The organism is Deltaproteobacteria bacterium (genome assembly GCA_026712905.1).
Lineage (GTDB): Bacteria > Desulfobacterota > Binatia > UBA9968 > JAJDTQ01 > JAJDTQ01.
In genome coordinates this window covers 24857-42991 of the sequence record JAPOPM010000062.1, presented here as the reverse complement: position 1 = coordinate 42991, position 18135 = coordinate 24857, and the positions used below count along the sequence as shown (strand labels likewise).

Sequence of the window (18135 nt, the reverse complement as noted above, 5' to 3'; positions counted from 1 at the left end):
TACTCCAAGGCCCACGCCCACGGCTCCGCCGCGGTGCTCATCTGCGTCAAGGGCAAGGGCTACACCTACACCTGGCCCTCCACCCTGGGTCCCACGCCGTGGAAGGACGGCAAGGCGGAAGGGGTGCGGCGGCAGGACTACGAGCCCGTCGGCATGGTGAGCGCGGCGCCCATGGGCGGCAACTGGTTCCATGCCCACTTCGGCGTGAGCGCGGAGCCGCTGCGGCTGTCGGCGTGGTTCGGCCCCAACGCGCCCGGACGCGAGCGCGGGCGGCCCGGCGAGAAGGCCATCGACTACGGCGCCATCGAGATCAAGGACGGCGGCACGGCCATCGCCTATCGGGACGAGGACCCGTTCCTGCGCCAGGAGTTCGAAGAGACTCTGGGCAAGGAGGGGATGAAGTCCAAGATGCCCGCCGAGATCTACAAGCCGGAAGCCTAGGGACCGCTCGTGGCCGACACAGGATCCCTCGGTTTCACCGGTTCCGGCAGGCACATCGTTGAGGAAGACGAGATCAAGCTCACCAGCGTGGGCGTGGACATCGGTTCGTCCACGTCCCACCTGGTGTTCTCGCGCCTCGAGCTGAGCCAGGAAGGAACCCGTTACGTCGTCAAGAAACGCACCGTGCTGAGCGAATCGGAGATTCTGCTCACGCCCTACACCGACGACCTGACCATCGACATGGAGCGCCTGGAGCGCTTCATCAACCAACAGTACGAACGTGCCGAGCTCAAGCGCGAGGACGTGGATACGGGCGCGTTGATTCTCACCGGCGTGGCCGTGCGCCGGCGCAACTCCCGCGCCATCGCCGACCTGTTCGCGGAGGAGGCGGGCCGCTTCGTGTCGGTCACGGCCGGCGACGGGCTCGAGACCACCATGGCCGCCCACGGCTCGGGAGCGGCGGCTCGCTCCGGCAACGAGGACGCGGTGGTGCTCAACATCGACGTGGGCGGCGGCACCAGCAAGATCGCCGTGTGCGCTGGCGGCAGCGTGCGCGAGGTCACGGCCATCGACGTGGGCGCCCGGCTGCTGGCCATGGACGGCGCCAACACCGTCGTCCGCATCGAGGAGGCGGGGCGGCGCCACGGCGGCAAGGTGGGCGTCGAGCTGGAGTTGGGCCAGATCATGGACGAGCAGAGCCTGGAGGCCATCGCGTCCGAGATGGCGGACCGCCTGTTCGAGGTGGTCAACCAGCAGGAGCTGACCGACGAGACCCGGGAACTGCTTCGGCTCCCGCCGCTGTCGTACCGCGGCAAAATCGACGCCGTCACCTTTTCGGGCGGCGTCTCCGAGTTCATCTACGGCCACGCCGGCAACGGCTACGGCGACATGGGCGCGCTCCTGGGCCGGGAGATCCGCCGGCGGGTGGAGGGCCTGGGCGTCCCCATCCTGGAACCCGCGGCGCGCATCCGCGCCACCGTCATCGGCGCCTCCCAGTACACCATCCAGGTGAGCGGCAGCACCATCTTCATCTCGCCTCAGGACGCGGTGCCCGTGCGCAACGTCCCCGTGGTGCGCATCGACTTCGAGTGGGGCGACGACATCGATCCCGCGAAGGTCATCGGCGCCATCGACAGCGCGCTGCGGCGCCTGGACCTGCAAGACGGCCGCCAGCCGGTGGCGTTGGCGTTCCACTGGGAAGGGTCCGCCACCTTCGCCCGCCTGCAGGGTTTCTGCGGCGCGGTGGTGGAGGGCCTCAAGCCGGTGCTCGACAAGGGGCACCCGTTGCTCCTGGTCAACGACGGCGACATCGGCGGCATCCTGGGCCTGCACTTCAAGGAGGAGATGAAGCTCGACAAGCCCATCATCTCGGTGGACGGCATCGCGCTGCAGGAGTTCGACTACATCGATGTGGGCGCGTTGATCCCCTCCTCGGGGGCGGTGCCCGTGGTGATCAAGTCGCTCGTTTTCCCGAGCACGGAACAGAACGCGGCCATCCGGCAATAGGCAGGTCGCCAGGAGCTTGTGTCGGGCCTCCGTTGGGAGTAGAGGACGAGCCATGCAGGCGCGAGAAATCCAGGCCGCTCCACCCGATCCCTACCGGGCATGGTTCGAGTGCATCGCCGGCTGCCCGGGGCGCTACAGCCTTAAGGAGATCATCTACGCATGCCCGAAATGCGGCAATCTCCTGGAGGTGCGCCATGACCTGGAGCTCCTCCGCAAGAAATCGCCCGCATACTGGAAGGACCTCTTCGACCGCCGCCTGATGGGCAACCAGTGGCCCTACGGCAGCTCGGTCTGGGGCAAGCGCGAGATGGTCTGCCCCGACGTGGAAGACGCCAACGTGGTGTCCACCCTGGAGGGGGGCAGCAACCTCTTCTGGGCCGAGCGGCTGGGCAAGGAGATCGGCCTGCCCGATCTCTGGGTCAAGCTCTGCGGCAACAGCCACACCGGCTCCTTCAAGGACCTGGGCATGACCGTGCTCGTGTCCATGGTGCGTCAGATGATGTCGGAAGGCGTGGAGATCCCCGCGGTGGCGTGCGCGTCCACCGGCGACACCTCCGCGGCCCTGGCGGCCTACTGCGCGGTGGCCGGCATCCGCGCCGTCGTGTTCCTGCCCAGGAACAAGGTCTCCACGGCGCAGCTCATCCAGCCCATCGCCCACGGCGCCGTCACCCTGGCCATCGACACCGACTTCGACGGCTGCATGGAGCTGGTGCGGGAGTTCTGCACCCGTCACAACATCTACCTAGCCAACTCCATGAACTCGCTCCGGGTGGAGGGGCAGAAGACCGTGAGCATGGAGCTGGCGCAGCAGTTCGACTGGCAGGTGCCCGACTGGGTCGTCATCCCCGGCGGCAACCTGGGCAACGTCAGCGCCCTGGGCAAGGGGTTCAAGCTCATGCACGACCTGGGCATGATCTCCAAGCTGCCGCGCATCGCGTGTGCCCAAGCCGAGCGCGCCAACCCCCTCTACCGCAGCTACCTCAAGGGCTTCGACGAGTTCGAGCCGGTGCAGGCCCAGCCCACCCTGGCCAGCGCCATCCAGATCGGCAACCCGGTGAGCATCCAGAAGGCCATCCGCGCCCTCCAGTACTTCGGCGGCGTGGTGGAGCAGGCCACCGAGGACGAGCTGGCCGACGCGGTCGCCCGAGCCGACCGCACCGGCCTGTTCAACTGCCCCCACACCGGCGTCGCCCTGGCCGCCCTCTTCAAGCTGGTGGACCGCGGCGTCATCGGCAAGCACCAGCGCGTGGTGGTCATCTCCACCGCCAACGGCCTCAAGTTCCCCGAGTTCAAGATCAAGTACCACGAGAGCCGCCTCGAGGAAGTGACGACCCGCCACGCCAACACCCCCATCGACGTCCCCGCCGACTACGACAGGGTGCGCGACGCGGTGTTCCGCGCCATCGAGGATCACCCGCAGCCCTGATCCCGCTCGTCTTTGCAGTACCTGGATGTCGCAATGGGTATATGGCAGGGCGGACCTTGCCTCACTCGCCGCGAAATTCTCTTACCAGCCGTTGAGCCTGACCGACCAGATAGAGGGGTAGCGAAAGCAGGTGGTAGTCGAGGGTGCCGCCGTTAGCCAGCCTTGTCGAATCGTGCAGCAGGCTCGGCGTGGCGGCGTTGAAACGGAGTCCGAACGCGTTGCCTTTCTCCTTCAGGAACTGGTGCAGCGACTTCAGCGAGCCGGTGGCCCCGGCCTTGACCTCGACGGGAACGACCTGGGCGCCCGATGTCATCAGGTAGTCCACTTCGGCAGCGGCGTTCTTCGTCTCCCGCGCCCAGTAGTATAGCGCCGGAGTTTCGTAGCCAGGGCCGCTGTGGAGCAGGTGCTGGCCGATGAACTGCTCGGCGAGGGCGCCGGCGTTCACAAGAGTCAAGTCGTGTGTGCGAAGGTCGAACAGGTCCAGGTGCAGCGCGGCGCACATCAGGCCGATGTCCATGAACAGGCACTTGAAGTGGCGTGCGTTCGCTTCCGCGGCCAGCGGCACGCCGTTGGCCGCGGTGCGGCAGACCTTGTAGGCAATTCGCGCCATGCACAGCAGCCGCAGCGCGTCCGCCAGCTCCGCGGCGCGGTGGTCCCGGCTGACTCCGACGTACTTGAACTTGCGTCCGACAAGACCCGGAAGGCTGTCGAACACCATGCGCAACCGGTCACGGGAACTGCCATGGCTGTACTTGTTGAAGTCGTCCCTGTAGGTGGCCATTACGCTCTGCTGGATGCGGCCGAGATGGGGGAAGCCCCCATCGGTGTTCTCTCGTCCTTGCGCATAGCCCGAGACCGCCTCCGGAAGGCCCCCCACCACCCAGTATTCCCGCAGCAGACCGGCGTACCGTTGATGCACTGCGTCAGGAAAGGCATCCTCGAGATCGGACAAGGGAACGGCGCGCAGATGGGCGGACAGTTCCGGGTGCCCCATGGCGTCCAGGAAGTCCTCGAAGGTCAGCGGCCCCAGGTGCAGATACTCGATCCGTCCCACGGGCATGGAGAACCGGGTGTCGGCGAGGGCGAACTCCACGAGCGAGCCCGCGGCCACGACATGCAGTTCCGGAGCTTCCTCGTAGAAGTATCTCAGTGCCGCCAGCGCCTCCGGGGCCGCTTGAATCTCGTCGAGAAACAACAGATGGGTTCCGGGCACGATGGTTTGCCCGGTAAGCAGCGTGAGCGTGGAGAGAATCCGTGCCGGGTACCGAGCGGTAAACGCTTCGCGCAGTTCCGGGTTGCGCTCGAGGTCGACCGTGACCAGCGGCCTGCCCGCGGTCCTGGCGAACTCGCGCACCAGCGTTGACTTGCCCACTTGCCGGGCGCCGCGGATCACCAACGGCTTGCGGTCCCTCCGCACAGCCCATTCCTCAAGGTAGGCAGTCTCTCGCCGTTTGAGCATGACTTCCAGTACGACTTGTGCCGAATGCACAGGATTGTGTTAAAAGAACCCTTGAATTTATCAATCACACTAACTTTATACAGGGATCTTTTATCAGACTCCCCGTATGGATTCAAGGATCGACTGTTCAACCCTCTAGGCTTCCGGCGCGAACTGCAGCGATGCGAGCCGGGCGTAGAGGCCGCCGCGGCTCATCAGCTCCTCGTGGGTGCCGGTGGCGACGATGCGGCCGTGGTCCATGACCACGATGCGGTCGGCCTTGAGGACGGTGGCGAGGCGGTGGGCGATGATGAGGGTGGTGCGGTCGGCCATGAGGCGTTCCAGGGCCTGGTGGACGAAATGCTCGCTCTCGGCGTCCAGGGAACTGGTGGCTTCGTCCAGCAGCATGACCGCGGGGTCCCTGAGGATGGCCCGGGCGATGGCGATGCGCTGGCGTTGGCCGATGGAGAGGCGCAGGCCCTTTTCGCCGAGAAAGGTGTCGTAGCGTTCGGGCAGGCTTTGGATGAATTCGTCCGCGAACGCGGCGCGCGCGGCTTCCGCCACCTCCGCGTCGGTGGCGGAAGGGCGGCCGTAGCGGATGTTCTCGCGGGCGTTGGCGGAGAAGATCACGGTTTCCTGCGGCACCAGTCCGATGCGGCCGCGCGCGGTCTGGAGGTCTGCCTGACGAAGGTCGATGCCGTCCAGCCGTATGCAGCCGAGCGCCGGATCGTAGAAGCGCAACAGCAGCTTGAATACGGTGCTCTTGCCCGCGCCCGACGGTCCCACCAAGGCGACGGTTTCCCCCGGCTCGACGGCCAAGGAGAATCCGTCCAGCGCGTGTTCGTCGGGGCGGGACGGGTACCGGAACGCCACGGCGTCGAAGTCGAGGTTGCCTCGCGGGGGCTCGGGCATGGGCAGGGGAGCCGCCGGCGCGGTGATGACCGGGCGCGCTTCGAGCAGCTCCAGCAAGCGTTCCGTGGCCCCGGCGGCGCGCTGCACTTCGCCCCACACCTGGCTGAGGCTCGCGGCCGAGCCGGCCACGAAAATGGCGTAGAACACGAACTGGATCAGGACGCCCGCGGACATGCGGCCGCTCAGCACCGCTTCCGCCCCCAGCCACAGCACGCCGACGACGCCGCCGAACATGAACGTGATCACCAGGAAGATGAGCAGCGCCCGGCTGCGCACGCGCACCAGCGCGGCCTGGTAGGCGGCTTCGGTGGCGGCGCCAAAGCGTTCCATCTCCGTGCGTTCCTGGGTGAAGGCCTGCACCGTCTCCACGGCGTCGAGGTTCTCGCCGGCCAGGGCGCTGGTGTCCGCGATGCGGTCCTGGCTCAGGCGCGACAGGCGCCGCACCCGGCGGCCCAGCACCAGGATCGGCAACAGCACCAGGGGTATCAGCACGAGCACCGCTCCCATGAGCTGCGGGCTGGTGACGATGAGCATCACGAAGCCGCCCACGAAGATCAGCAGGTTGCGCAACGCCATGGAGGCGCCCGAACCGATCACGGTCTGGATGAGAGTCGTATCCGTGGTCAAACGCGAGAGGATCTCGCCGGTGCGGGTGACCTCGAAGAAGGTGGGGTTCATGCGCAGCACGTGCGCATGGATCTGCTTGCGGACGTCCGCCACCACCCGCTCGCCGATACGGGCGACGAAGTAGAAGCGGCCGGCCGATGCCACCGCCAGCACCGCGATGACGGCTAGCAGCAACTGAAAGCGTTGGCTGATGAGCGCCCGGTTCTCTTCGGCAAATCCGGTCTCCAGGATTTCCCGGGCGGCGATGGGCAGGGCCAGCGTGGTCACCGCGGCCGCCAGCAGCGAAACCGCCGCCAGGGTCAGCAACATCGGGTAGGGCTTCAGATACGCGGCGAGACGCCGCAACGGGCGCAGGTCCCGGCTGGACGGCCGGGAACCGGAAGGATTGGATGGCGCCTGCATCGGTTACTGGCGAAAAAGGCCCCACGAAAAACGGGTGCCACTGTTCCGCAGTGGCACCCGTTCATGCCGTGGCCTTGTCTCCTAGACGTTGACCACCACCACGCCCTTGGGCTCGAGGTAGTAGTCCAGCGCCTCGGGTCCGTGCTCGCGGCCCACGCCGCTGGACTTGACGCCGCCGAAGGGCAGCTCGTCGTAGCCGTAGTGGAGCGAGTTGACCCACACGTTGCCCGCTTCGAGCCGGTCGATGGCCTTGTTGGCGTACGTCATGTTGCTGGTCCAGATGGACGAGCCCAGGCCGAACTCGGAGGCGTTGGCGCGCTCGATGGCCTCGTCGATGTCCTTGAAGGTGAACACCGGCAGGGCCGGGCCGAAGCACTCCTCGGTGGCGATGCGCGCGTCGTCGGGCACGTCCGTGAGCAGGGTCGGCAGGTAGAAGTGGCCGTTCTTGAACTGGTCGCCTTCCGGCCGGGCGCCGCCTGCCACCGCCTTGGCGCCGCGCGCCTTGGCATCCTCCACCTGCTCCTCCACCTCGGTGCGCTGGTAGTCGACGTGGAGCGGTCCCATGCGGCTGCCCTTCTCCATGCCGTCTCCCACGGTCTTCTTCTGAAGCCCCGCGGCGAGCTTGCCGATGAAGTCGTCGGCGACGGACTCGTGCACGAACAACCGCTTCACCCCCAGGCACATCTGGCCGCAGTTGAAGTAGCGCCCGATGTCCGCCATCTTCACCGCCAGGTCGACGTTGGCGTCCTCCATGACGATCATGGGGTCGCTGCCGCCCAGTTCCAGGGTGACCCGCTTGATCTCCCTGCCGGCTACCTCCATGACGTGGCGCCCGACGGGGGTGGAGCCGGTGAAGGCGATGCGGCGGATGCGCGGGTTGCTCAAGAGCTCTTCGCCCACCGAGCCGCCCGGCCCGCTGACGAAGTTCACCGTGCCCGCGGGCAGGCTCTTCTTGCCGCCGGCGTAGGTGGCCTGCGCGATCAGTTCCATGCACAGGGCCGTGGCCAGCGGGGTGGTGGAGGCCGGCTTCACGATGATGGTGTTGCCCGCCGCCAGCGCCGGACCCACCTTGGTGCCCATGAGGGTCAGCGGGAAGTTCCACGGTACGATGGCGCCGCACACGCCGATGGGCTGGCGTACCACCATGCCGTAGGCGTTCTTCTGCGGCAGCGGCACGTGGGAGCCGCGCACCTTGGAGGCCAGCCCCGCGTAGAACTCCAGGCCGTGGATCAGGTGGTGGATCTCCAGTCCCGCCTCGAACAGGGTCTTGCCCTGTTCCTGGGTCAGGAGCTGCGCGATGTCCTTGCTGCGCTGCTCGATAAGCCCGCAGGCGCTCTCCAGGGCCTTGCCGCGGTCCTCGGGGGTCGTGTCCGACCACTCCTTGAAGGCCGTGGCGGCGGCGTCCACTGCCTGGCGGACGTCCTCTTCGGAGCCCTTGGCCGCGTGGTCCACCAGGTCGCCGGTGGCCGGGTTGCGCACTTCGTAGGTTTCCTTCTTCACGGCGTCGACGAGCTCGCCGCCGATCAACAGCTTGGACATTCGATCCCTCCGGATGGTTGAGTGTTGGGCCAATCGTTCGGCCGTGCCGCGGCCGAGCCGTCGAGCGCGTGCCGCCGAAAGGTGGTCTGCTTGTCGTCTACAGGCCCTTGAACTTGGCCGTGCGCTTCCCCAGGTACGCCGCGACCCCCTCGTTGCCGTCTTCGCTGGCGAAAGTCTGGGTGAGCACCTCGCGCTCGAAGGCTAGCCCCTCGGGCAGGGAGACGTCGATCCCCGCGAGGACCGCGCGCTTGATCTTGCCCACGGCCATGCTGGCCTTGTTGGGCGGCACGAACTGCTTGGCGTAGGCCATGACGTCCTGCAGGAAAGTGTCGCGCTCGTAGATGTAGTGCACGAGACCCATTTCCAGGGCTTCCTCGAAGGCCACCTGCTTGCCCGTGGCGCACAACTCCAGGGCCTTGGCCCGGCCCACCAGGCGGGGAAGGCGCTGGGTGCCGCCCATGCCCGGCATGACCCCGAGGTTCACCTCGGCCAAGCCTACCCGGCCGCCGTCCTTCTTGGCGATGCGGATGTCCGCGGCCATGGAGATTTCCAGGCCGCCGCCGATGGCGTGGCCGTTCATGGCCGCGATCACCAGCTTGGGCGTGTTTTCCATGCGCATCAGCACCTCGTGGCCGTGCAGCGCGAAGTTGGCCTTGTAGGACAGGGTCTGCTGGCCGAGCATGTTGATGTCGGCTCCGGCCGAGAAGAACTTCTCGCCCTTGCCGGTGAGGACGATCACGTGGGTGTCGTCGTCGAAACGCGCCTTGATGAGGGCGTCGTCCAGCTCGCGCAGCATCTCGTGCGTGTACGAGTTGACCGGCGGGTGGTTCAACTCGATGAGCGAGATGCCGTTTTCGGTGGTCTGTCCGATCGTGCCGTCTGCCATGGGTGCCTCCTGAAATCGCGTTGATAGTGTGTGCCCGAGACCGAGAGTTCGAGCTCCCTTGCATCCTTCCACGGCCGGCGGGCTCGCCCTGGAGCCCAACCGCTGTCGTCTCCCAATGCGTTGGAACCGAGCGGGAAGAGTCGTGCGCCGGTCGTGGCGTCGGCCGCGCTGCCCATGCCGCATCTCCGGCGAGCGCCGCGCTCGCTCGGGAATCACGGGAGCGCAGAGGAGGATAAGGGGCTGCGTCGTGCTCCATCTGAATTAGCGGGGAGGGCCGGGCAAGTCAATACTTGGTGGCCCGCGCGCGCTGGCGGCCCCGCCCTCGCTCGTTGGAAAACGCGCCCTCGTGTGGCAAGAGTACACGATGGCCAAGCAGAATACGCGACAGAAGCTGATGCGCGAGGGAATGAGCGTGCTGCGGCGGGAAGGACTGGAGACGGAGTCGCCGGACGCGGCCTTGGTGGAAGCGCTGGTGCAACGGTTCGGCGCCGAACCCGCGGTCTCCCTGGCGGCGGCCAACGTCCTCGGCCGCATCCGTGACGTCGCATCGGTGGAGGCGCTCCAGGGCCTGGAGCCGCGCGCCGGCCACAAGGAGGTCCGGCGCGAGGTGCGGCGATCGCTGTTCAAGCTGGCCCAGGCCGGTTTGGCCGCGGCGGGGCCGGAGGGGGAAACGGAGGAGGCAGCGGGCACGACCTTCAGCCTCGCCCCGGACATCGAGGGTTACCTGTCGTCCGTTACCGGAGCGGGCTCTCGCATGGTGATCCTGGCGCGCCCGCAGCAAGGCGGGCTGATGGTGCTGCAGGCGGCCGTGAACGACCGCCGCGGACTCGAACGGCTGGGCGGCACCATCATCCGGCGCAAGGAGTTGCGCCAGATGATGGAGGAGATGAAGGCCGCGGTGGGCGTCTCCGTCACGCCGGTGCCGTGGGAGTACGCCGACTGGCTGCTGCACGACGCCTACCAGAAGGTGAAGGACACGCCGGGCGAGGGGGTCGCCGACTACCCCGTCCTGCGCAGCCGCCTCACCACCGCCAAGCCGGCCGAGCGCGCTCACCCGGTCTTCGACACCATGAACACCGAGAGCATCGAAGCGACCGCTCTCTCGGAGGTCTCCGACAAGCTCCTGGAAGAACCGGAGTTGCTCACGTGGTTCGTGGAGAAGGAGCTGATGGAGCCCTATCTTCAACGCCTCGACGAAAACGAGCACAGCCGCATCGTGCTCAATCCCATGCAGAAGGAAGAGCGTTTCCGCGGCGTGCTGCGGGAGGCCGTCCAGGCCCTCTTCCTGGACGACGACACCGCACCGGTGTTCGAGGCCCGCCTGGAAGACGCCGCCTATCACCTCCACGCCTCCGGCCGGGAAGACCAGGCGCGGCAGGTCCTGCGCGTCGCCCTGGCCGTCCGCGACCGCGACCTGGGAAGCCTCGGTGTGCCGCTGTTGGAAGCCCTGTTGATGCGCAGCGTCGGCCTTTACAAGGAACAGGAGAAGCAGGAAGCGGCGGAGGAGCCGTCGCTCATCGTCAAGCCGTAGTCAAGCTTCCTCGGGCGCTCATTCGCGGGCGCGCGGCTGTCCGGCGCCTCGCTTCAGTCCGGCAGCACCGCGATCGCCTCGATCTCCACCAGATAGTCGGGATTGGCCAGGCCGCTGACCACCACCAGGGTGCTGGCTGGCGGGTTGTCGCTGAAATATTTGAGCCGCGCCGGGTTCAGATCGTCCCGGAAGCGCGGGTCGGTGATGTAGGTCGTAATCTTGACGACGTCCGCGAAGCTGGCTCCGGCCTCGTCGAGTACCGCCTTCATGTTCTTGAGGACCTGCTCGGTCTGAGCCGCCACGTCACCCTTCCCCACGACGTTGTTGTCGGCATCGACCCCGGTCTGGCCCGCGACGAAGAGCAGGCGCTTGCCTTCCGCCAGGATGCCCTGAGTGTAGCGCGGGCGGGGGTCCGGTATGCTCTTGGGCGAAAGTTCGGTTCTCATGGTTTCCTCCTGCGGCTTGCGTCGAAACAGACTTTGCGGTTGCTGGGCCAAGCATAGGGAATCTCGCTTCCGAATGCCAGATACGCGGGGTTACCGGTACAGGTGGGCGTCGTCCACCGCCGTGTCCGGCTTGCGGATCTGGGGGGTGAGGGAGGGGAGGCCGGGGCGGGCGCGCAGCAGGAAGTCCACCGGGATGAAGTCCTTGAGCAGGGGGATGGGCAGGCGTACGCCGGCGTAGGGGCTGACGGCGTCGTTGCCCACCACCAGCTCGTCGGCCAGGAAGGAATCGGGCGCGTCGGCGCGCATGCTGACACCCGCCGCGGTGACGCTGCCGCGCACCGTGGGCAGGCCGTAAGCCCGCTGCGGGTCGGTTTCCTTCGTGCTCAGCAGCTCATGGTCGAGGATCGCGGAACGGTCGCGGGCGCCTTGGGCGGTCTCGCGGACGAACTCCAGGTCGGAGGCGTCGGCGCCCGGGTCACGGGGTTCGTATCGCATCAGGCGCCCGGGAAAGTCGAGCCCGTCGACCCCGACCGGTTCGCCGGCCCCGCGCGCCGCCATCGCGTAGCGCTTCTCGCGCAGCAGGATCTCAAGGCCTTCGATGCGCGCCCGCGCCACCGGATACGTGCGGGTCAGCGCCCCCCAGGGGGTGTCGTAGTGCAAGAGGAGCGCGTCGCGGCCCAGGACGTTGAGCCCGGCTTCGGCCAGCTCCAGGTTCTGGACCCGGCCGTCGAACAGCGCCGGCTTGAGGCCGAGCGCCGCGGGGCCGTGGAGGCGCGGGTTCTCGGCGAGGTATTGCTTGCTGAGCCGGAGCCCGCGGTTCTTGGGCGCGGCCAGGCGTGCCAGCCGCCCCTTGGCCTCATCGCCGGCGGGTGTGTCCGGGTAGTGTCCCAGCAGCGCGGCGTAGAGTGCCCGTTGCCTGGACTTGGACTCCGTCCCCTCGGCCGCGCGCAACAGCGTCCTTCCGGCCTCTTCCTCCAGTTCACGGACCTCATCCGCCGGGGTCTTCCCGGAAAGGCGGTAGTATTGGACCGCCTTGTGCGGATGGCCCTGGCTCCTGTAGGCGTCGCCCAGCGTTTGGTAGATGTCGCCGGACTCCTCGGACTCCGGCCGGGCACGGACCGCGCGGGCGGCGGCGTCGACCACGGTCTGGTTCGACACCGGGTTGCCGCTGAGCATCTCCAACAGGTTGCTGGTGACCATGAGAATGTTGGCGGCGCCCAGGGTGGCGGCTCCGGCGATTCCATGAGTGATGATGGGCGCCGCCCCGATCATGGCGTTCTTTTCCAGGAAGTTCTCTCCCAGGAGCGCGAACCGCACCTGGTCCAGGCGGTAGCGCGCGTGTTCCCGGTCCAGGGCTCCGCGAAGATTGTATTCCGGACTGTCGAGCAGGATGCGCGCGCGTTCGCGGGAGCGTTCCGACGGCGCGGCGTCCGCGATGGAGACGAGCGTGCGCTTGGCGTCCGCGTGCCGGCCGTCCATCTCCAGGGCGACGGCGGCGACGTCCCGGGCGAGGGAACCCAGGCGCTCGCCGTCGTAGCGTTGCGCCATCTCCTCCGCCTGCTCCCTCGCCGCCGCGGCGTTCCTCCGGGCCAGGGCGTGGAGCAACGCGCGAATGTCTTCCCTCGCTTCGGCGCTCGAATTGGAAAGATCGTCGGCATCGGCCACCGAGTTGACTTGGCCCCGTTCCTCGTCACGCGTTTTCCGCGCCGCTTCGATCTCCTTGAGCCGCTCCTTGACCGTTTCGGCCTCGGGCGCCACCGTGGCCGCCAGCCGGGCATGGAAATCCGCGTCGTCGATCCTGCCTTCCGCCAGCGCCGCGGCTGCCTGGGTATCGTGTCGGTGGAGCCACACGACGGTCTTCTTCGCTTCGAGCGCCGCGACTTTCTGCTTTATCGCGGCTCCTTGCGGGTGATTCGGCAAACGCGCGAGAAAACGCTTGTAAAGGACCAGCGCCTTGCGCTCGCCGGCGGGCATGCGCGGCGCGCGGCCGCGGAACAACTCGGCGAAGGCGGTATCCACGGCGGCGGTGAGATAGGAGCCCGAAACCCATCCGATGAGATCCACGGAGCCGAGCATGCGGTTCAGCAGGTCGTTCCAGCGGCCGATGTCGCTCTCGGCCACGAGCGCATCCGCCTGTTCCAGCTCGTCCTCGGCCAAGCGGGCGCGAAGGTGGCGGCGCCGCGCGTCGGTGGAAGCGCTCTCCAGGGCCTCCTGCAGCGTCATGCGGTAGGCGTCGCGGTCGGCGAGGCCGGCGTGGTGCAGGTCCTGGAGGGCGTGGCTCAGCCCGCTCGCCCGATCGCCGCGGGCTTGCAGTTCGCGGTCCCTCTCCTCGATGTAGCGCACATGGTCGCGCAGCCTCGACCCGTGCCCACCCAGGGCGTCGAGCAGTGCCCGGCGCGTGCGTTGCTCGATTCCGTCGGGAAAGTAGCGCGCGGCGGTGACCGCGGGCGCGAAGGGATCGAAGCCGTGCAGGGGGTCCAGCATCCGCGGGTGCGCGTCGCCGCGGACTTGTCCCGCGGCAACGGCCGGAACTACCAGGAGCAGCGAGAGCAGTGCCCCGGCGATCCTCATCGGTTGCGCCTCCGCATCTGCTCCATCATCCCTTTCAGTCCCTCGATCTTGCCGTTGGCTTCGAGTTTTTCCGGCGCGCCGTCCTGCTGTGCCACTTCGGCGTAGAGCTTCATGGCCGATTGGGCGAAGCCCTCGAACGTCTCGATGTCGAAAACGAGGCCCTCCGGCTCGTTCAGCAGCGCATACTCCCGCGCCAGGCTCGCATGGTAGTCGCCGAAGTCCAGCACGTGGCGGTGATACTTCTTGCTCTGCCGGTGGCGGGACAGGAGCTCGCTGTAGGCCAAGGCGGTGAGCTCGTCGCCGTCGTTCAGGCCGCGGCGGTTGAGCTCCACGAAGGCGACCTTGGCGCGGTCGACGCGTTCCGCCTCCACCCGGGCCAGGGACTCCAGGGGCGTGCCCGCGTGGCGCTCGATCAACGCGTTCCATGCGCGCACGCGCTCGTCCAGTGCCTTGATGTATTCGGACGGATCGTCCGCCGGGAGGGTGGTCGCGGCGATGCGCTGGAACGTCTCCAGGGCGTCGATGCGGCGCCGAGCCGGTTCCGCCAGATCGCCCCCCAGGCGCGCCACGGCGCGGTAGTGGCGGAGCGCGCGCGGGTAGTCTCGCAGGCGCTCGTAGGCGGTGGCGCGGGTGAACCCCACGATGTCGCGGTACCCGTTCCCGTGCTTGCGCTCGAAGTCCTCCAGCCGCAGCAGGGTGGCCTTGAGGATGCTCGTGCCGGTGACGTCCTTGGGCACGTGGAACCGGTACACGTCGTCGCGTCCGAGCCGCTGGAACTCGCTGACGATCTCCACCAGGTTGGCCGGCTGCGCGTAGCGCGGCTCCGGTTCAGGCTCGCGCGCGCCGGTGCCCGCGCACCCGGCGGCCAGGAGCAGCGCCAGCGCGAACCCGGCGGCCGTCGCCAGTGTCGTGTCGTGCATGTTCATGCAGCGACTTGCGCGGGACACGACACTAGGGTCTTGTGGTGATGAGCGAATAGCACAGCACCAGCTCGTCTTCTTCGGCCGCGAAATCGTGGGGTACGCCCGCGGGAATGTGGCACAGCATGCCGGCTTGGAGCGGCGTCACCTCGCCGCCGGCCCGCAGCCGCCCCCGGCCCCGCAGCACGTGGCACACCACGTCCTTGTCGTCGTGGACGATCTGCCGCGGGTCCGCCGTCGTGGTGGCCGCGAACGAGACCAGCCCCACGTTGAAGCCGTCGCCCTCGATGCAACCCGTGTGGCGGATTTCCGCGTTGATGGCGGCCAGCTCGGCGAGGGCCTCGTCGAGCCGCACCACTTTGGCGCCGCGCGTGGAAGGGTTGGACACGTCGGACTCCGTCTACGTTTCGGCCTCGGTGATGTGCCGCAGGATGGCGTCCATGGAGCGTTCCGCGTCCGCTTCGGGCACCCGGCAGGACCCCACCACCCGGTGGCCGCCGCCGCCGTAGTGGCTGAGCAGATCGCCGACGTTGACCGTGGAGGTGGTGTTGAAGATGTTGTAGCCCACCGAGATGGCGGTGGTGCCGGCGCGCTGCGCGTCGCGCGAGACCTTCATGGAGATGTTCCCCTCGGGGAAGAGCGTGTAGAGCAGGAAGCGGTTGGCGTCGGTGAGATCGTCCGCGTCGCGCAGGTCGAGGAAGATGACGTTGCCGCGAAGCTCGGCGTGCTCCAGGAGTTGACGCCGCAGCCGTTCCTGGAGGCCGAGGACCCGCGCGCAGCGCCGCTGCACCTCGGGGTCGTCGAGCACCTCTTGCAGAGTGCGATCGCGGATCAGTTCGATCAGGCGGCGCCAGTAGTGCTCCTCCGCGCCGTCCTTGCCGTAGATGGTCATGGAGATGAGCACGTACCCGGCGGGTTGCAGCACGTCCTCCCGCGTGAGATAGCCGCCGTCGATCTTGTCCGTGTCCTCGAGCAGCGCCGTGAAGCGGTCGGTATGCATCAACTCGAAGCCCGGGCGGTAGCGTGCTTCCGACGCGCTCGGCACCTCCGAGTAGTACTCGAACACCACGCGCGCGGCGCTCGGCGCGAGCCGGAAGGCGCCGCGGCCCGGCACCACCGGGCGGTCGAAGCCCGCGGCCCCGTTGGTGAAGTGATGGTCGAACCACAAGGTGCACGCCGGATGGTAGGGGAGGTTGGCGATGATGTCGCCCGGGCGGATGTCGACGGCGCCGTCCTGCATGAACTTGGGCTCGACGAAGAGGTAGGCGTCGATGTCTTCGACCGCCGTGATCAGCGCGCCGGAGACGATGCCGTCGAAATCGGGTCGGGTCACGAGTCTCATGCGCAGAGCACCTCGGCCACCGGGGTCAGCGGCAGGTTGAGGGCGCTGGCGACGGCGCCGTGGGTCACCCGTCCGTCGTGGGCGTTGAGGCCCCGGGCCAGCGGCGGGCTCTCCTGCATCGCCCGCTGGAGGCCCTTGTCGGCGATGGCCAGGCCGTAGGACAGGGTGGCGTTGGTCAGCGCGTAGGTGGAGGTGTGCGGCACCAGTGCCGGCATGTTGGTGACGCAGTAGTGGACCACGCGCTCCTCGATGTAGATGGGATCCCGGTGGGTCGTGGGCCGCGAGGTCTCGGCGAATCCGCCCTGGTCGATGGACACGTCCACGATGGCCGCGCCGCGCTTCATCTGCCGCACCCGGTCCCGCGGCAGGAGCATGGGCGTGCGGTCCCCGGTGATGAGCACCGAGCCGATCAGCAGGTCGGCGTCGACGATTTCCTCTTCGAGGTTGGCGCGGTTGGACATGAGGGTGGTGAGCCGGCCGCCCAGGATGTCGTGGATGTAGCGCAGCCGCGCCGGGTTTATGTCCAGCACGCTCACATCGGCGCCCATGCCCGCGGCCACCTGGCACGCGGAAGCGCCCACGGTGCCGGCCCCGAGCACCACCACCTTGCCCGGCCGCACCCCCGAGGCGCCGCCCAGGAGCACGCCGCGGCCGCCGTGCTCCGCCTGAAGGGACCATGCCCCCACCTGGAGCGACAGGCGCCCGGCGATCTCGCTCATGGGCGTCAGCAGCGGCAGCGAGCCGTCATCCAGCGCGATGGTCTCGTAGCCCAGGGCGGTGACGCCGCGCTCGCACAGGGTCCGGGTCAACTCGGGCTGGGCGGCGAGATGGAGGTACGTGAAGAGCACCAGCCCCGGTCTCAGGGAGGCGAACTCCTCGCTCAGGGGCTCCTTGACCTTCATCACGAGGTCGGCCCGCTCCCACACCTCCCGCGCCCGCTCCACCACGGTGGCGCCGGTGGCGGTGTAGGCGCGGTTGGCGATGTGGCTGCCCCTGCCGGCGTTGCGTTCCACCACCACCTGGTGGCCGTGGGCGATGAAGGCCGCCGCCCCCGCGGGCGTCAGCGCCACCCGATTCTCTTCGGTTTTCAACTCTTTGGGGACGCCGATGACCATCAATTCATTGGTACGTGAGCACCCTTGAGGTGTCAAGAAGGGGGCGTCGGACAAGGGTTCACGTCAGTTCGTTGACCTCGTTTCAAGGGCGTGTTACCGATTTCTTGATCCATTGTTTGTAACTAGTGTGGTGTCTGGTTAGTTCGCACAATACAGACCCCACACTTGATCGAGGCGGCAGGACCATGATCATCGACGGCAAGGCGGTGTCGCAACAGGTGCGCGACGAGGTGCGGGTGGCCGCCCAGCGGCTCAGAACCGACCACGGAGTCGTTCCCGGTCTGGGCGTGGTGCTGGTGGGAGACGACCCCGCGTCGCGGGTGTACGTGCGCAACAAGGAGAAGGCGTGCGCGGAGGTGGGCATCCGCTCGGTGGAGCATCTGCTGCCGGCATCGGTGCCGGAGCACGAGCTGCTGGACCTGATCGCCCGTCTCAACGAGGATCCGGCCATCCACGGCATCCTCGTGCAACTGCCGCTGCCGGAACACATCGCCAGCGCGCGCATCCTCGAGGCCGTGTCGCCGGACAAGGACGTGGACGGGTTTCACCCGGTGAACCAGGGACTGCTGCTCTCCGGCGCCGAAGGGTTCAGGCCGTGCACGCCGCTGGGGATCATGCGCATGCTGGACTCCGTGGGCTGCGCGCTCAAGGGCAGGAACGCGGTGGTGGTGGGGCGCAGCAACATCGTCGGCAAGCCCGTGGCGTTGATGCTGTTGGAGCGGCACGCCACGGTCACGCTCTGTCATTCGCGCACCGCGGATCTCGCCGGAGAGGTGGGCCGGGCGGACGTGGTGGTGGCGGCGGTGGGCAAGACCCACGCCATCCGCGGCGAGTGGATCAAGCCTGGCGCCGTGGTCATCGACGTGGGCATCAACCGGCTTCCCACCGGCAAGCTCGCGGGCGACGTGGAGTTCGAGGCCGCGCGGGAGCGCGCGTCGTGGATCTCGCCCGTGCCGGGTGGCGTCGGCCCCATGACCATCTGCATGCTCTTGTCCAACACGCTGCTGTCGGCGCGGCGTTCCGTGGCGTAGGC

Annotated in this window: 15 protein-coding genes; 5 read left to right on the top strand and 10 right to left on the bottom strand. The window is 67.8% G+C overall.

All coding sequences use genetic code 11. From position 1 onward, the window contains the following. From OXF11_04780 to thrC, 3 genes are all read left to right on the top strand, one after another. The coding region (locus OXF11_04780) for a cupin (protein MCY4486414.1) at positions 1–441 on the top strand (441 nt) is incomplete at its 5' end. A 9-nt stretch (positions 442–450) separates the two neighbouring features. Next, positions 451–1947 (top strand): ethanolamine ammonia-lyase reactivating factor EutA, encoded by a 1497-nt coding sequence (locus OXF11_04775; GenBank protein ID MCY4486413.1) that lies wholly within the window; start codon positions 451–453, stop codon positions 1945–1947. A 52-nt stretch (positions 1948–1999) separates the two neighbouring features. Next, the gene (thrC, locus tag OXF11_04770; protein ID MCY4486412.1) at positions 2000–3373 is read left to right on the top strand and encodes a threonine synthase; all 1374 of its coding nucleotides are present in this window, start codon (positions 2000–2002) and stop codon (positions 3371–3373) included. 61 nt (positions 3374–3434) lie between these two features. Here the strand turns inward: thrC and OXF11_04765 are convergent, their stop codons facing one another. The 4 genes from OXF11_04765 to OXF11_04750 all read right to left on the bottom strand — a co-directional run bounded on the left by OXF11_04765 (position 3435) and on the right by OXF11_04750 (position 9177). Continuing rightward, a complete protein-coding gene (locus OXF11_04765) occupies positions 3435–4832 on the bottom strand; it encodes an ATP-binding protein (GenBank protein MCY4486411.1) in 1398 nt (465 codons plus the stop codon). Positions 4833–4967: 135 nt separating this feature from the next. Then, positions 4968–6752: an ABC transporter transmembrane domain-containing protein gene (locus OXF11_04760; GenBank protein MCY4486410.1), complete on the bottom strand. Its 1785-nt coding sequence runs from the start codon at positions 6750–6752 to the stop codon at positions 4968–4970. Between the two features lie 81 nt (positions 6753–6833). After that, a complete protein-coding gene (locus tag OXF11_04755; protein MCY4486409.1) occupies positions 6834–8291 on the bottom strand; it encodes an aldehyde dehydrogenase family protein in 1458 nt (485 codons plus the stop codon). Positions 8292–8388: 97 nt separating this feature from the next. After that, positions 8389–9177, bottom strand: a complete 789-nt coding sequence (locus OXF11_04750; protein ID MCY4486408.1) for an enoyl-CoA hydratase-related protein — start codon at positions 9175–9177, stop codon at positions 8389–8391. 364 nt (positions 9178–9541) lie between these two features. Between OXF11_04750 and OXF11_04745 the strand changes: the two genes are divergently transcribed. Continuing rightward, positions 9542–10708, top strand: coding sequence for a hypothetical protein (locus OXF11_04745; protein ID MCY4486407.1), 1167 nt, complete (start codon positions 9542–9544; stop codon positions 10706–10708). 53 nt (positions 10709–10761) lie between these two features. Here OXF11_04745 and OXF11_04740 read toward each other — a convergent pair whose 3' ends face one another. From OXF11_04740 to ald, 6 genes are all read right to left on the bottom strand, one after another. Beyond that, entirely contained in the window at positions 10762–11154 is a 393-nt protein-coding gene (locus OXF11_04740; GenBank protein ID MCY4486406.1) for a RidA family protein, read from the bottom strand. A 90-nt stretch (positions 11155–11244) separates the two neighbouring features. Continuing rightward, positions 11245–13725: a hypothetical protein gene (locus OXF11_04735; GenBank protein ID MCY4486405.1), complete on the bottom strand. Its 2481-nt coding sequence runs from the start codon at positions 13723–13725 to the stop codon at positions 11245–11247. Beyond that, positions 13722–14651 (bottom strand): hypothetical protein, encoded by a 930-nt coding sequence (locus tag OXF11_04730; GenBank protein ID MCY4486404.1) that lies wholly within the window; start codon positions 14649–14651, stop codon positions 13722–13724. The genes OXF11_04735 and OXF11_04730 overlap by 4 nt, the downstream gene beginning before the upstream one ends. Before the next feature lie 25 nt (positions 14652–14676). Continuing rightward, the gene (locus OXF11_04725; GenBank protein MCY4486403.1) at positions 14677–15033 is read right to left on the bottom strand and encodes a cupin domain-containing protein; all 357 of its coding nucleotides are present in this window, start codon (positions 15031–15033) and stop codon (positions 14677–14679) included. Positions 15034–15045: 12 nt separating this feature from the next. After that, a complete protein-coding gene (locus OXF11_04720) occupies positions 15046–15987 on the bottom strand; it encodes an exopolyphosphatase (protein MCY4486402.1) in 942 nt (313 codons plus the stop codon). Beyond that, complete coding sequence (gene ald, locus OXF11_04715; GenBank protein MCY4486401.1) at positions 15984–17102, bottom strand: alanine dehydrogenase; 1119 nt, start codon at positions 17100–17102, stop codon at positions 15984–15986. The genes OXF11_04720 and ald overlap by 4 nt, the downstream gene beginning before the upstream one ends. Positions 17103–17287: 185 nt before the next feature. Between ald and folD the strand changes: the two genes are divergently transcribed. Then, positions 17288–18133: a bifunctional methylenetetrahydrofolate dehydrogenase/methenyltetrahydrofolate cyclohydrolase FolD gene (gene folD / locus OXF11_04710; protein ID MCY4486400.1), complete on the top strand. Its 846-nt coding sequence runs from the start codon at positions 17288–17290 to the stop codon at positions 18131–18133. Positions 18134–18135: the final 2 nt, after the last annotated feature.